This is a genomic window from Candidatus Neomarinimicrobiota bacterium (assembly GCA_041154365.1).
GTDB classification, from domain to species: Bacteria; Fidelibacterota; Fidelibacteria; order Fidelibacterales; family Fidelibacteraceae; genus Fidelibacter; species Fidelibacter multiformis.
In genome coordinates, this window is sequence record AP035449.1 from 1,739,405 (window position 1) to 1,753,313 (window position 13,909).

Annotated in this window: 11 protein-coding genes; 7 read left to right on the plus strand and 4 right to left on the minus strand. The window is 44.2% G+C overall.

Annotated elements, in window-relative coordinates; all coding sequences use genetic code 11:
- Positions 1-134: 134 nt before the first annotated feature.
- A complete protein-coding gene (locus strainIA91_RS07455) occupies positions 135-377 on the minus strand; it encodes a DUF6868 family protein (RefSeq protein WP_400166154.1) in 243 nt (80 codons plus the stop codon).
- Between the two features lie 81 nt (positions 378-458).
- Positions 459-1,118 (minus strand): transposase, encoded by a 660-nt coding sequence (locus strainIA91_RS07460; protein WP_400166155.1) that lies wholly within the window; start codon positions 1,116-1,118, stop codon positions 459-461.
- 169 nt (positions 1,119-1,287) lie between these two features.
- Between strainIA91_RS07460 and strainIA91_RS07465 the strand changes: the two genes are divergently transcribed.
- The 4 genes from strainIA91_RS07465 (at position 1,288) to strainIA91_RS07480 (ending at position 6,194) form a co-directional block, all read left to right on the plus strand.
- On the plus strand, positions 1,288-3,633 hold the full coding sequence (locus strainIA91_RS07465; protein WP_400166156.1) for a TonB-dependent receptor: 2,346 nt from the start codon (positions 1,288-1,290) through the stop codon (positions 3,631-3,633).
- Entirely contained in the window at positions 3,630-4,580 is a 951-nt protein-coding gene (locus strainIA91_RS07470; protein ID WP_400166157.1) for a hypothetical protein, read from the plus strand. Before strainIA91_RS07465 ends, strainIA91_RS07470 begins: the two co-directional genes overlap by 4 nt.
- A gap of 88 nt (positions 4,581-4,668) precedes the next feature.
- Positions 4,669-5,337, plus strand: a complete 669-nt coding sequence (locus tag strainIA91_RS07475) for an MBL fold metallo-hydrolase (protein WP_400166158.1) — start codon at positions 4,669-4,671, stop codon at positions 5,335-5,337.
- Positions 5,337-6,194 carry a damage-control phosphatase ARMT1 family protein gene (locus strainIA91_RS07480; protein WP_400166159.1) on the plus strand — a complete coding sequence of 286 codons (858 nt, stop codon included), beginning with the start codon at positions 5,337-5,339 and terminating at the stop codon, positions 6,192-6,194. Before strainIA91_RS07475 ends, strainIA91_RS07480 begins: the two co-directional genes overlap by 1 nt.
- Positions 6,195-6,671: 477 nt before the next feature.
- On the opposite strand, the gene strainIA91_RS07485 is transcribed toward strainIA91_RS07480, so the two are convergent.
- Positions 6,672-6,926, minus strand: coding sequence for a hypothetical protein (locus strainIA91_RS07485; RefSeq protein ID WP_400166160.1), 255 nt, complete (start codon positions 6,924-6,926; stop codon positions 6,672-6,674).
- Between the two features lie 13 nt (positions 6,927-6,939).
- Positions 6,940-8,685: a T9SS type A sorting domain-containing protein gene (locus strainIA91_RS07490; protein WP_400166161.1), complete on the minus strand. Its 1,746-nt coding sequence runs from the start codon at positions 8,683-8,685 to the stop codon at positions 6,940-6,942.
- Between the two features lie 373 nt (positions 8,686-9,058).
- Between strainIA91_RS07490 and strainIA91_RS07495 the strand changes: the two genes are divergently transcribed.
- From strainIA91_RS07495 to strainIA91_RS07505, 3 genes are all read left to right on the plus strand, one after another.
- The gene (locus strainIA91_RS07495) at positions 9,059-10,423 is read left to right on the plus strand and encodes an MATE family efflux transporter (RefSeq protein WP_400166162.1); all 1,365 of its coding nucleotides are present in this window, start codon (positions 9,059-9,061) and stop codon (positions 10,421-10,423) included.
- Between the two features lie 142 nt (positions 10,424-10,565).
- Complete coding sequence (locus strainIA91_RS07500; protein WP_400166163.1) at positions 10,566-13,286, plus strand: FlgD immunoglobulin-like domain containing protein; 2,721 nt, start codon at positions 10,566-10,568, stop codon at positions 13,284-13,286.
- Between the two features lie 392 nt (positions 13,287-13,678).
- On the plus strand, positions 13,679-13,849 hold the full coding sequence (locus strainIA91_RS07505) for a hypothetical protein (RefSeq protein ID WP_400166164.1): 171 nt from the start codon (positions 13,679-13,681) through the stop codon (positions 13,847-13,849).
- Positions 13,850-13,909 lie beyond the last annotated feature (60 nt).

A 13,909-nucleotide genomic window follows, 5' to 3' on the forward strand; every position in this document is an offset into this window, starting at 1 on the left:
TGATTATGTTAAAAGTTTACAATAATTTATTAACTTCCTCTCACCATTACTAAGTGATTCATAAGATTACGGACAGATTAAAACCGATAATGTAAAACCGGAACCAATATCTTTGACCGGTATGGAATATCCCTTTAGATCAGAATTAAAAGGGCGATATAGGGAAAGAGGCAGAACACAATAAAGAGTGTTTTATAAAAGACCACAACAGCATAGATAATACTGTTAAAAGATTCACGGGAAATGGAATACCAACGGGTATGCAATGCATAAACCCAATCTCCCAGAAAACCAAAAATTAATGCCGCAAAAATCAATCCCCCTGCATTGAGAATGGTGCACCACATAAAAAAGTCCCTAAGCATCAGCAGATCCATCAGATCCTCCTTTCTTATTCAGGATATATTCAGTATACGGACCCTGGCCATGGAATTCAATTCTTTTCGTGGATAGTCAGATCATTTCAACCTGCCTGATGACATTCGATTTGATCTCCGGTTTTTATCCATTCTCATGGGATTATTGATAATATATCTGCGGATATTTTCCAGGGCATATTGATTTCGGATGATGTGTTCGTAATAATTGCGTTGCCATAATTTTCCATCAAACGGGATCCAATTATTAATTTTTACATTTTTAATATAATCATTGGTTGACATCGTTTTAAACCATTGAATAACGCGATGTAGGGGCGAACCTGTGTGTTCGCCCCATTTGCCGATATTTTTTTCATTTACACCCGTGCGTTCGCCCCATTTGCCAATATTTTTTTCATTTACACCCGTGCGTTCGCCCCATTTATCAATATGGGGGCAGACACATGGGTCTGCCCCTACAGAGGATACAACATTATTAATAATGATAAAATGAATATGATCGGGCATACAAATAAATGCATCACATTGAATATCGGAAAATTTTTCTTCCAATTTATAATACCATTTTGTAACCATCATCCCGGCATGATTTACACCAATTATATTGTTTCTCTTCTCCCCCAACAAACATGCCCGATTTTTTGTACATATGGTGATAAAATATGCACCTTTAGCGGTATAATCATACCCTCTTAACCGAATAGATTTTCGATGATACCTCTGCCAATCAAAACCCATGCTCCCTCCCCTTTCACACTTTATTCTGCCTCCATATAATTATTTTACTTTATAGTGATATTCTGTATTATTTATTATTAATTACTCTTAATTATTACTGTTTAATTTATATTATTATGTTCGAAAAAACAATGGTAAGATTCTTTCACAAAAGGTTTAAATTTTTAATATGAAAAAGTTCTTCCTGTTATTGGGATTCTTACTGAATGCCTTTTCTTATCTGCAAGGTTCCAATATCAGCGGATACGTGACGACTGACGAAACGGGCGAACCATTGAGTTATGCCAATATTATTCTTGTGGGAACGGATTACGGCGCCGCAACATCGGTCCATGGATATTATGTGATGACGGGGATTCCCCCGGGATCCTACATCCTTCGGGTGATGATGATGGGATATGCCACGGAGGAAAAACCGGTCCGATTGAGTCCCGGCGAGGATCTCCGAATCGATGTGCCCCTGAAAGTGTCTGTGATTCAGGGAGAAACGGTCACAGTCACGGCAGAACGGACCCGTTTTGAAAACAAGGTGGATGTAAGCCGTCTGAATCTGAATCTCCGGGAGATCAAATCCGCACCGGCATTTATTGAAAGTGATGTCTTCCGGAGTCTTCAACTTCTGCCGGGCATCAGTTCACAAAACGATTTCAGTGCCGCCCTGATTGTCCGTGGCGGGAGTCCGGACGAGAATCTCATCCTCCTGGATGGCAGCGAGGTGTATAACCCCTATCACATCGGCGGTATTTTCAGCACGTTCAATGCCGATGCCATTGCCGATGCCGAATTTACCGCCGGCGGTTTTACACCGGAATTCGGGGGCAGACTGAGTTCTGTTCTGGAAATCAACACACGGGAGGGTGACTCCAAAAACGGCCGTTTTTTTAAGAATACCAGCTTGGGTCCCTATTTCGATATCAGTCATATCAAGGGCGAAGTGAATATCCTCAGTTCCAAAATCCTCCTGGAAGGCCCTTTATACAAAGGAAGCTGGCTTTTCAGTGCACGGCGGACCTACTTTGACGTGCTGGCCGGACTTTATTACCGGATTAAAAACGATCCCCAGAACTGGAAGTACTATTTCGGAGATCTGCAACTTAAAATCACCCAAAAACTAAATGATGCCCATCACCTGACCTACAGCAGCTTTGGCGGACACGATGTACTGGCCTTTACACTGGAACCCAGTTCCGCCAATGAGGTTAATTTCGACTGGGACTGGGGAAACCGGACCAACAGCGTGAACTGGCGGTGGGTCCCCAATGCCATGGTGTACAATGAGTTCATTCTCAGCCGGACTGATTATCTTTTTGACGTAGACCTCTCATTCATGCAAATGGACAGCGCCGGAAGAAAAGCAGAGACTCGGATTCTGGTGAATAATGGGGTCTATGATCTTACATTCCAAGACAATCTGACCCTGTTTGCAGGTCCCTCCCATCAGATAAAATCAGGCATCAGTCTGAAATTCCTGGAGATGGATCTGGATTTCAATCTGGACGGAAGCTCCCTGATCCGGATCGGAAACAAACCCTATATCCTTGAAACCTATCTCCAGGATCAATGGAAAATCAATGTGCGACTGACATTACAGGGAGGAATCCGCCTGAGTAAATATGAGCTTCATGATCCTGTATATTTTCAGCCTCGCTTCGGTTTTAAATACAATCTGACGGAAAACTGCAAATTCAAATTCAGTACCGGCCGGTATCACCAGTTTATTTTTACCACCAACGACGATAATGAAATCCTCCGGGTCGTGGATTTCTGGGAACCGGTCCCTGCCGATTTACCGGCTCAGGAGAGTCTGCACACCATTGCAGGACTGGAACAATGGCTGGGTGAGGGATTTACTTTTTCTATAGAAGGATATTACAAAGCCTATCCTTCCGTATTGGATGGAAATCCAAATAACGATCCGTCCGACGATAGCGATGATTTCATTGCCGGGTCGGGATATGCCTATGGCGGAGAAATCCTCCTGAAACGGGAACGGGGCAGACTCACAGGCTGGATCGGTTATGCCTACTCACGGGTCTTCAAGGAGATCGATTTGAACCAGGATGGCACAATCTCCCGGCAGGACGGTGAAAAATTCCCCCTGAAATACGATACCCCTCACCGTGTCAACATCCTCCTGAATTACCGCCTGAACGACAAGAGCAATCTCTCATTTACCTATGTGTTTCAAAATGGTCAGCGATATACACCGGTCGTGGCAAAGGTCTTTCACCGAAGTGGATTTACAGATCTTTTAAACCCCTATGGAAATTTGAGTACCCTCAGCGGAGAAACAAATGCTGCTGCATTTCCCAATTATATCCGGGCGGATCTGGGATACGCACGAAATGTAAATTTTTGGGGATTAAACGGCTCTTTTAAAATCCAGATTATCAATGTGAGCAACCATTTCAATATTCTCCTCTACAACTGGGACCACAGTGAGAGTCCCAGCCGGGTTACAGCCCTGGGAATGTTTCCCTTTATTCCTTCCATGGGACTGGAGTTTGAACTATGAAAAAAATCATCCTGTTGCTTACCCTGCTGGTGTTCTTTACCTCCTGTGAAAAACAAATCAGCCTTACAGAGTTTGCTGATGTTTACGAGAATTACACACCTGAACTCCGGGTCGAAGCGTTTTTGGATGCAAGTTTTCCGATGCGCAGTATCGTGCTGGTAGACCGAAGTATACGCATAGATGACACGGAGATTTTTGGGGATATTGATGAAGAAGCCACCTGGCAGGATTCCATCGAACGCATCAGCAGACGACTCGCAGACAGTACAGCCCTGGTATCCCTGAAAAATCTTGAAACCGGTGATATGATTCCATTTAAATGGGTATGTATTGCCGATTCGTTTCAGTACAGCTTTTGGAACGATGAAACATCCATCCTGCCGGATAGTTTTGTCACTCAGCGTTATGGAGGTTTTAAACCGGCTGTTTCTTTTCAGGTGGATTCAGACAGTGAATATGAATTGACGGTTATCAGTATCACTTTCGAAAAAACCATTACCGCCAGAACGCGCCCCGTTCCACCGGTTCAACTTTTAAACCGGGATTTTACACCCCATACGGGAGATACCCTTTTGTACACCTTTGGAGAAGAAAATACATTGTACTGGCTTTCAGACAGCAGGGCAACCTCTTACTACATCACCCTTTATGGATATATCCCAGATGGGCGGGTGCTTATCAGTTCCAATCCGGGATTTTCACTGGAAACAGACGACTCTCTCCATCCGGGATTTGCCCTTGGATTCACCTTTTTCCCGCCATTTTTAACAGAAGGCCTGTATGATTTCACCATCCGTGCCCTGAATACTGATCTGTCCAGGTATTATGTGTCTTCCCTACCGGTCAACAACTCAACCGTGAGTAACCTTCGGGACCAGGATGGCAAACCGGTTATGGGTATTTTTGGAAGCTATAGCTCAGTTGAAAAAGTCCTCATGATACGCTGAATCCTTTTCCATGCAAAGCTTGGCCATTTGGATTGATCCATATATTCAGTACATTTAGGGGCATATAAAAGACAGGAGTCATAATCTTATGAAACAGGTAAAAATTCACATCATTTACGACAATACCAGCTGTCGGAAAGATCTGATTGCCGACTGGGGGTTTGCCGCATATGTGGAAACAGACAATCGGCACATCCTTTTCGACACCGGTTCAGATGGCCGTATTTTGCTGGGAAATATGTCACTCATGTCGATAGATCCGAAACAGATTGACACGGTTTTTATCTCCCATCACCATTTTGACCACACCGGTGGATTGGCGGCATTTTTACATGAAAATTCCGATGTGCAGGTTATCGTCCCCAAATCCCTCAGGGGTGTCCGCAGAGCCCGTGAAGTGATCCATGTTGAATCGGAATACACCGTGGACCGGGGAATTTTTTCCACAGGTGAATTAATGGATATTGAACAATCCCTGGTGATTGAAACCCCCGCCGGTTTGGTAGTTGTAGTCGGATGCTCTCATCCCGGACTGGAACGTATTATTTCTGCAGCGGAATTTCATGGACGCATTCATGCCCTGGTCGGGGGTTTTCATGGATTTTCCCAATATGAAATCCTGAAGGATATTGATTATGTATGTCCAACCCATTGCACTCAGCACATTAAAGATATCGCCTTCCGCTATCCCACAAAATATATTCATGGCGGGGCAGGTACACAGTTAACATTTCCCAAAACAACAGGAACCACGTGATGAAAACTTTTCTGGATTGTATCCCCTGTTTTGTGAATCAGGCACTGCGGGCCGGACGAATGGTTACGGAAGATGAAAAGCAGCTGAAGTTGTTACTGGACCGCATCGGTTGCCGCATCAAAGATATCCCTATGGATCACACTCCACCGGAAATGGGACTGATTATTTACGATGAAATCAGCAACATCACGGGTATTGATGATCCCTATAAAGAACAGAAAAAGCTCCATATTGCCGAGGCAAAACGATTGTATCCCAAATTAAAAAAAGTACTGGCTGAAGCTGAGGATCCGTTACTGACGGCTGTGCGGATTGCCATTGCCGGAAATGTGATTGACCTGGGCATGGATAAGGATTTTCACATTGAGCGGGATCTGAATACCATCCTGCAACAGGATTTTGCCGTATGTGACATTGCAGCTTTCCGAAAAGTTTTACAGAAAGCAGAAAACATTTTATATCTGGGGGATAATGCCGGCGAATCGGTTTTTGATAAACTTTTGATTGAAACTCTTAATAAACCGGTCACCTATGTGGTTAGGGGGCGGCCCATCATCAACGACGTGACGAAGGAAGATGCCATTGCCTCCGGACTACATGAGGTTGCCGAGATTATTTCCTCTGGATCACCTGCGCCATCTACAATACTGCCATTGTGTACCCCTGATTTTATCCGACGGTTTAATGAAGCGGATATGATCATCAGTAAAGGACAGGGAAATTATGAAGGACTCTCTGATTCTGACCGGCCTGTTTTTTTCCTGTTGAAAGCGAAATGTCCTGTCATCGCCCGTGATATCGGAGTAAAGGAAGACGATATTGTATTGAAAAAGTCGACAGTCGGCAGTCTACAGTAACGAGGGGATTGGGGAGATTGATTTGATTGATTTGATTGATTTGATTGATTTGATTGATTTGATTGATTTGATTGATTTGATTGAAACGCCAGGAGCGCAGCGACGCCAAATTCCAGCTTCTAACTTCTAACTTCTAACTTCTTAAATATAATTAATAGGATTGGTGATTTTTAACTGCTTTTAACCGGGATTATAAGAAAATTGGGATATATGATTTCATTTAGGTAGCGCCCCCCACCCCGGGGGTAAGATACACCGAAATACGATACAATGCAAGATATTATTGTTAATCTTATATATGATGATTTGAATTATTTAATCCATTAAATATAGTCCTCATTTAAACTTTGCGGCAGTTGTATCAAGATATCAGCTTATGGAAGATAATGGAATTGAACGCTGCGCAGCAGCGTTTAATAATTCAAGCGGCACTTCGTGCCGTTCAATTGCTTCGCTGCGCTCAGCATTCAAGCACCGCTACGCAGTGTTCAAAAAAGAAATCACCCGTTGAAATCCGCATATCTGGAATTGAACACCGAACGTAGTGAGGTGCTTGAACCCCATGAAATGGGGTTTGAACACCGTCAGGCGTTGGAATACTGCGCAGCGGCTATTGAACACCGAATGAAGTGAGGTGCTTGAACACCACGAAGTGGCGATCAAGAATTCAAGCGGCACTTCGTGCCGTTCAACTGCTTCGCTGTGCTCAGCATTCAATTCATCATTCATCATTTATCATTCATCATTACTTCAACAGTATCGCCTTCTGTAAATGTATCTCCCCGCCGAAGGATGTCCGGATCAAATAGATGCCTGAAGACAGGTCCGGGGTCTTTATGGTGTAAAGATAGGATCCGGTGGTAAATTCCCGGTTCACAGCCGTCAATACATGCCGGCCTGTCAGGCTGTAGAGATCGATAGAGACATGCATCGGTTCTGTAAGGGTAAAGGGGATGGTCAGGGTTGCATTGAAGGGATTGGGATAGACGGGATCCAAAACATAGCCCTCTGCCACGATTGTTTCCTCAGTCTTAACCTGAACCTCAACCTTTTTCAATATTGTCTCATTTCCGGCGTAATCTACATCCGTCAGGGAGTACACATAGGTCTTCCCGGGTTCCACCGTTTTATCGACATAAAGATATTTTGTCGTTTCCGTCGTACTCCCCTGTCCCTTCAAATCATCATGGGTGACAAAACTCGCAGTGACCTCCGACTTTTGACTTTCGACTTTCAACTTTCGACTGATAATAAACCCCTGATTTTCAATTTCCGCACTCGTTATCCATTCCAACACAACAGTCCCCTTGACGGTTTTTGCCGTAAAATCAGTCAACGTGACTGGAAGAGAAGCATCAGGATTTTCCTGAAGGCGGGGATAATTAGATCCAATCATTTCCCACGTATTCGTAAAATCCCAGCCCACATCCGTATAGGTGGACAGGGTTTTCATTTCGGATGTGGTTTTGCCGGTACATCCGCTATTGGGTGAACTTGTGGCCTGACCAGATGTTTCCGTATCCCAAAAGCAATTATAAGTTTCTCCGTTTGAATCACCTGTTCCACCTTTGCCGACAAACCCTCCAACTGAACTGACAGATCCATACGTGGTCACAACACTGGTTGAATAAGAATCTTCAATATACCCCCGGATAAGAATACATCCTGAAAGTCCACCAATTCTTGAGGGGACTGTTAAATTATCTTGAGGATTGAGAACTTCAACAGCCGGATCATTATCAACTGTCACCACCCCTCTTGCGTGACTATTTATGATCATTCCTTTTTGATTACACCCTGTCAGGCCGCCAAATTTATCAGCACCACTATCAACTTCACGGGACCAGGAAACATTTATATTGGCATAACATTTTCTCAACACTGGATGGTTGTTCCTGTTAGAGGGGTTTTCAACATAACTGTTATGTGATCCAACCAGACCACCCGTGGCACCATCACCGGTCACATTACCATCAACAGAGCTGCATAATTCTATGAGGTTTTTATTATTGCCTGTTACTCGTCCCACTAATGAGCCAGTCCCACGCCCTCCGATAATCGTAACATCTTTTAACGTAAGGTTGCGGATAGCAACACTATCCTCATCATACCCGAGGTGACTGAATAATCCTACATTAGATGAATTCGGCCTGTTGATATACAAACCACTGACAAAATGTCCTTTCCCGTTATAATTGCCAAAAAATTGCTGAGATTTTGTATTGGTTGGATCAAATGCAATGGGAGTCCAACCACTACCTGAATCCCAGGTCGTGATATCCGGACTCGCTGCTGATAAATCAATATCCGCCGTCTGTTCAAAATATTTATCCCATGAGGAAGAATTCTGACTGATCCAATACAGATTTTGCCAACTGGCTATCAGATAGGGATCGCCGCTTGTCCCCGTCCCACTTGGCTGGGTTGCTGTTTGGGCAAAAACACTTGCTGACAGGAGCAGAGTCATACAAAAACAGATTATTTTTTTCATTAAGATCCCCCTTTGCCGAATGAAAATAATGAATTTTTCATTACCCTATTTGTGAAGATATATTTCAACAAAATTGCCAATTATTGAATGGATAGAATGGAAACAACATGCTAAGACCTTTCTCGATATATTAAATTTACGAGATAATGGAATATTTACAAGTCACATTTTTAAAATTTTTTATGTTTTTGAAGCAGTTACTCTTGAATTAGGTATCTATTTTAATTTTACATCATTCCATTTTATTTTAAACAATACCCGGGCTAAATGATGGATGATAAATTCCACGAAAATATCCATTGAATTCAAATGAATTTACTGATATACTGGACACATTCTATCGTTCCCCATACAACAGAAAAAAAGAGGCATCATGAAACGACGGAATAAGGATCTCAGCCAGGGCAATATCAAAAAACAACTCATAAATCTTGTCTGGCCTATGCTATTTGGCATGGTGGGTATGGTGATTTTTAACCTGGCGGATACCTATTTCATCGGCAGGCTGGGTGTACAGGAACTGGCCGCCATCAGTTTCAGCTTTCCCGTCGTGATGTTTATTAACAGCCTTTCCCTGGGTATCGGCATCGGGACCAGTTCCCTCATATCCAGGCATATTATCGTGACAGAACGTCATGCCGTCAAAATGATGGCAAGCCGGGCACTGCTACTTGGCATTATGGTAGTGCTGATCTTTGTTATCACTGGTCTTTTCACCATCCGCCCCCTCTTTACGGCGCTGGGTGCAGAGGGCATCATTCTGAAGTATGTAAGCGACTATATGCACATCTGGTATTTGGGGGTTCCTTTTGTGGTTTTCCCCATGATCGGAAACAATATCGTCCGCGCCACCGGCGATACTTTTATGCCAGGCATGCTGATGTTGAATTCCGCCATCATCAATGTGATTCTGGATCCGCTGCTGATTTTTGGTTACGGATTTTTCCCCCGGATGGGCATTCAGGGAGCTGCCCTGGCCACGGTTTTTGCCCGGGGTGTGAGTTTTGTACTTATTCTGACAGTCCTGATCAAACGAGAAAAACTTTTGACGATCCGCCTGGGACGATTCAGAGAGATTCTGGCGACCTGGAAAAAGGTCCTGTATGTGGCGGGTCCCGCAGCTTTGGGGATGCTGATCACACCCCTGTCTCTTGGACTGATTACCCGTATTCTGTCCGGTTTTGGCAAAGAAGCCGTGGCTGCTTTCGGCGTTGCCTCCCGGGTGGAAATGTTTGCCCTGATGGTCATTGCCTCCCTGGGATCGGTGTTGATTATATTCATCGGACAAAATTACAGCAAACAAAAATTCAACCGAATCTTTGCAGCACTTCGCTACGCTTTGGGATTCTCCATGGTATGGGGAGTCCTGATTTTCCTGATTCTGTTGCTTTTCGGCCGGAACATTGCCGGGGTCTTTACCAACGATTCCCGGGTTGTTGCCATCGCTGCCAGTTTTTTTCTTATCGTGGGTTCCAGTTACGGTTTTCAGGGACTGGTCATGCTGAGTACAGCCAGTTATAACGGACTGAATCGTCCCTACCCTGCCGTCTTCTTTTCCATGTTGCGCATGCTCATTCTTTATGTGCCCCTTGCCTGGATCGGAGCAACTTTCTTTGCTTTGGAAGGAGTTTTCTGGGCCGGCTTTACGGCAAATATCATTGCAGGATCCACCGCTTATGCCTTCCTATATCGCTGTGTTAAACGAATCGAAAAGCAAATTGACGGATCATGTTTTTAATTCATCGTGTGATATAAAAATATTCCAAAGACAAAAAAAGAGCTACTTATTTTCTGTTGCAACAATTCCACCTTCATTCATTTTATTTCCCAATATATTTCCTTAAATTTCAAAAAATTAAAAAACTTACAGGAAAAGCCTCATGATAAAAAATTATCTTATTTTGTTTCTTTTATTCTTTGGGATTCTTTACCCCGTATCCGCATCGGAAAAAGGGAAGGTTTACCTGGTTGTTGGTTCAGATACATCCATCTGGGACGGCCTTAGCATATCTGTTTACGACAACCGCTATTTCCGGGGTGCCTTATATGCCGATCCTGCCGGAAACGGACATGCAGTGATGGATACATCTTTCCGGTATCAATTGCGGGATTCTTATGGAACCCCCATGAAAATGACCTGGTGGATGATGGCAGGCAATGTCTTTCGCCTGTCCAGAAACTGCAATATACCCATCCGGAATAACATCACCCTTTATCTCATGAAAAAATACCATCAGGAAGCGATAGATCACTATGATGACCAGCTGACCCTTCACTATCATAATTATCACTGGTCCGACGTGGATGGGGATGGTACATATTATTATAACCAGGGTCTGGATTTCACCCTGAATTTGGATGATTATGAACATACCCTGAATACGTTTCTTATTGAGGATGACGTATTCCCCGTCTCTTTTCGAAGCGGATGGCACTATATGGACAATGCCTGGCAGGCTTATCAGGAACGGTTCATCCCCTTTGACATGTCCAATGCCTATCCATGGAAGGGTGGGGATTATAATGAACCCACCAATAACATCATCGATTGGTCCGAATCTCCCGAAGCCTTTGTGCCTTATCATCCCAATGAAAACAACTACCAGATTGAAGGGGACCTGAATCAGTGGCGCCTCCGGTCTGTGTGTTTCACCAGTATCGACAGAACCCGGCGGGAGATGGAAAAAATGTTTCAGGAAGCGGCCAACGGGAATGATCAGATGGTCTGCCTTTGGTCCCACCTGCCTCAGACCGATTTCTTGTACGGGATGGAGAAACTGAATGAATTTGCCCATGAATTTGAAAATCAATACGGCGTGGATTTTATGTACTGCAAGGATACAGAGGCCATGCGTTTGTGGATCAATCCTGATGATACGATTCCCCCGGTTTTGACGGTCAATGAAATCATCGAGCCGGACGGCATCCGCTTTGCCATAGCAACAGACGGGCCTGTTTTTCAGGTTGAGGAGCCATATATCGCCATAAAAACGGTCTATGAAACCTATAAACGTCTGAGCTGCACCATCACAGGTGAGAACCAGTGGGAAACCATTGAATCCATCCCGGCCCATCACCTTGCCAAAGTCTCTGTTGCCGTTTGCGACACTGTGGGCAACCAGGCCAAAGCCCATCTGGATTATGTCCCCGACGATCTGTTCATCGATAACCAAGATCCTGCCTTCCAGGAAATTTCCGGCATCTGGACTGACCACACCAGCGGTGAATTGTGGAGCTTGTCTGCCCGGAAAGTCCAGGGTCCAGGTACAGTACAGATTACACCTAATATTGAAGAATCCCGAATGTACAGTATCTTTTTTCATGGCCCCGGCAGTACAACAGATTCGGCCCGGTGTATTGTTCAAACCGGCGGTGCCATTGATACGGTTCTTTTCATGTCCCCGCTGAAAGGTACAGATGTCTGGCAGCATGCAGGATTTTTTGAACTGGATGAAGGAACAGGCAATATCATCACCTTAGAAAACCTGTCATCGGATAAAACTTTTGGACTGGATGTGGTCAGGATAACTCCTCTGGTAGCGGATAAATTTTTCCAAACGGATTGTGAAATGCTCACCTTTGGAGAAGTGAGCGCCCAAGACACAGTAGAAAAAGTGATAACATTAAGCAATGCCGGCAAAGAGGTTATGACCGTCTTATCGGTTTCATGGGATGGAGATAAAATATCCATTCCGGTTCATTTTCCTCTCACACTGGGTCCTATGGATAGCCATGAAATCCCGGTGAAATTTTATACAGACGAATTTTGTAAGTATTCTGATGTGATTACATTTGAGACTGATGATCCGATGCATCCGATCGTGGACATTCCCGTGAGTGTCCATGCCATGTCCTTTTTTAAACTGGTTGATAATGAAGATCCTGCGGGATATATCGAATACGGAAGTGGCTGGTTCACGAGTACAGCCACAGCTTACGGTCCGACCAGCCGGTGTGTCTTGGTCTCATCCAGTGGAAATGCCAGTTATAAACATGCTGATTTTACCAAAACCCTGAACATGAGCGGGACGTATGATATCCAGTATATCGTCCCAAAAACGGTTAATGCCCACAACCGGGCGGATTACATAATTATGGTTGACGGTGCCCCCCGGGATACATTTGTGATGGACCAGAACCAGGGCAGTGGAGCCTTTGTGTCAATTACAGATTATGATTTACCTAAAAATCTTCCCATTACTATCCGGGTTCAGGATAATGGTGGAAACTCCAATCCAAACAGCGTCCTCCGGGCGGATGCAGTCAAATTCCTTCTGGTGGAAGAAAAATTTGTATCCGGAACGAACGATCCGGAAATCCCCCTTGACTTCAGTCTGAATCAGAACTATCCCAATCCATTCAATCCAACAACCCATATTATTTTTGATCTGCCGGTCCGTTCACCCCTCCATCTGGCCATATACGACATAACAGGCCGAATTGTGAAAGAGTGGCAATTCAACGACCACAAAGCCGGGCGTCATGAAATAGTCTGGAACGGGACCAACCAGTTGGGACAACCCATATCGACTGGTGTTTACATTCTCCGGATGAAAGCAGATGGATTTTTGGATACCAGGAAGATGGTTTTGATGAAATAGAATTCATCCCGGACATCACCCCGGGAAGATTGTAAATCAGTCGGCAGTGGACAGTCGTTAGTCGGCAGTCAGCAGTCGGCAGTCGACAGTTGACAGTTGACAGTCGAAAGTCGAAAGTCGAAAGTCAAAAAGTCGAAAGTCGAAAGTCGATTGACTAGATTGAATTGATTGATTTGATTGAGATTTTTTTCTTAAATGAACTGGGATATAAGAGAGATGGGATATATAATTTCGGTTAGGTAACGTCCCCCACCCCGGGGGTAAAATACACCGAAATGCGACCGAATGCAAGATAATATTGTTAATCATATATGTGTTATTCCGAATTATTTAATGGATTAAATACAATCCTCATTTAAACTTTGTGGCAGTGGTATCAAGGATATCAGCTTATGAAAGATAATGGACTTGAACGCTGCGCAGCAGCGTTTAATAATTCAAGCGGCACTTCGTGCCGTTCAATTGCTTCGCTGCGCTCAGCATTCAAGCACCGCTACGCAGTGTTCAAAAAGAAATCACCCATTGAAATCCGCATATCTGGGATTGAAGATCGAACGCAGTGAGATCCTTGAACGCTGTGAAGCAGCGTTTGAAAGCCGCGAAGCGGCTATTGAACACCGAAT

Bases quoted from the DNA above. Each gene is read 5' to 3' on its own strand.
- strainIA91_RS07475 (WP_400166158.1), top strand. From the start codon at position 4,669: ATGAAACAGGTAAAAATTCACATCATTTACGACAATACCAGCTGTCGG.
- strainIA91_RS07490 (WP_400166161.1), bottom strand. From the start codon at position 8,685: ATGAAAAAAATAATCTGTTTTTGTATGACTCTGCTCCTGTCAGCAAGT.
- strainIA91_RS07470 (WP_400166157.1), top strand. From the start codon at position 3,630: ATGAAAAAAATCATCCTGTTGCTTACCCTGCTGGTGTTCTTTACCTCC.
- strainIA91_RS07500 (WP_400166163.1), top strand. From the start codon at position 10,566: ATGATAAAAAATTATCTTATTTTGTTTCTTTTATTCTTTGGGATTCTT.
- strainIA91_RS07480 (WP_400166159.1), top strand. From the start codon at position 5,337: ATGAAAACTTTTCTGGATTGTATCCCCTGTTTTGTGAATCAGGCACTG.
- strainIA91_RS07465 (WP_400166156.1), top strand. From the start codon at position 1,288: ATGAAAAAGTTCTTCCTGTTATTGGGATTCTTACTGAATGCCTTTTCT.
- strainIA91_RS07485 (WP_400166160.1), bottom strand. From the start codon at position 6,926: ATGATGAATGATGAATTGAATGCTGAGCACAGCGAAGCAGTTGAACGG.
- strainIA91_RS07460 (WP_400166155.1), bottom strand. From the start codon at position 1,118: ATGGGTTTTGATTGGCAGAGGTATCATCGAAAATCTATTCGGTTAAGA.
- strainIA91_RS07495 (WP_400166162.1), top strand. From the start codon at position 9,059: ATGAAACGACGGAATAAGGATCTCAGCCAGGGCAATATCAAAAAACAA.
- strainIA91_RS07505 (WP_400166164.1), top strand. From the start codon at position 13,679: ATGAAAGATAATGGACTTGAACGCTGCGCAGCAGCGTTTAATAATTCA.
- strainIA91_RS07455 (WP_400166154.1), bottom strand. From the start codon at position 377: ATGGATCTGCTGATGCTTAGGGACTTTTTTATGTGGTGCACCATTCTC.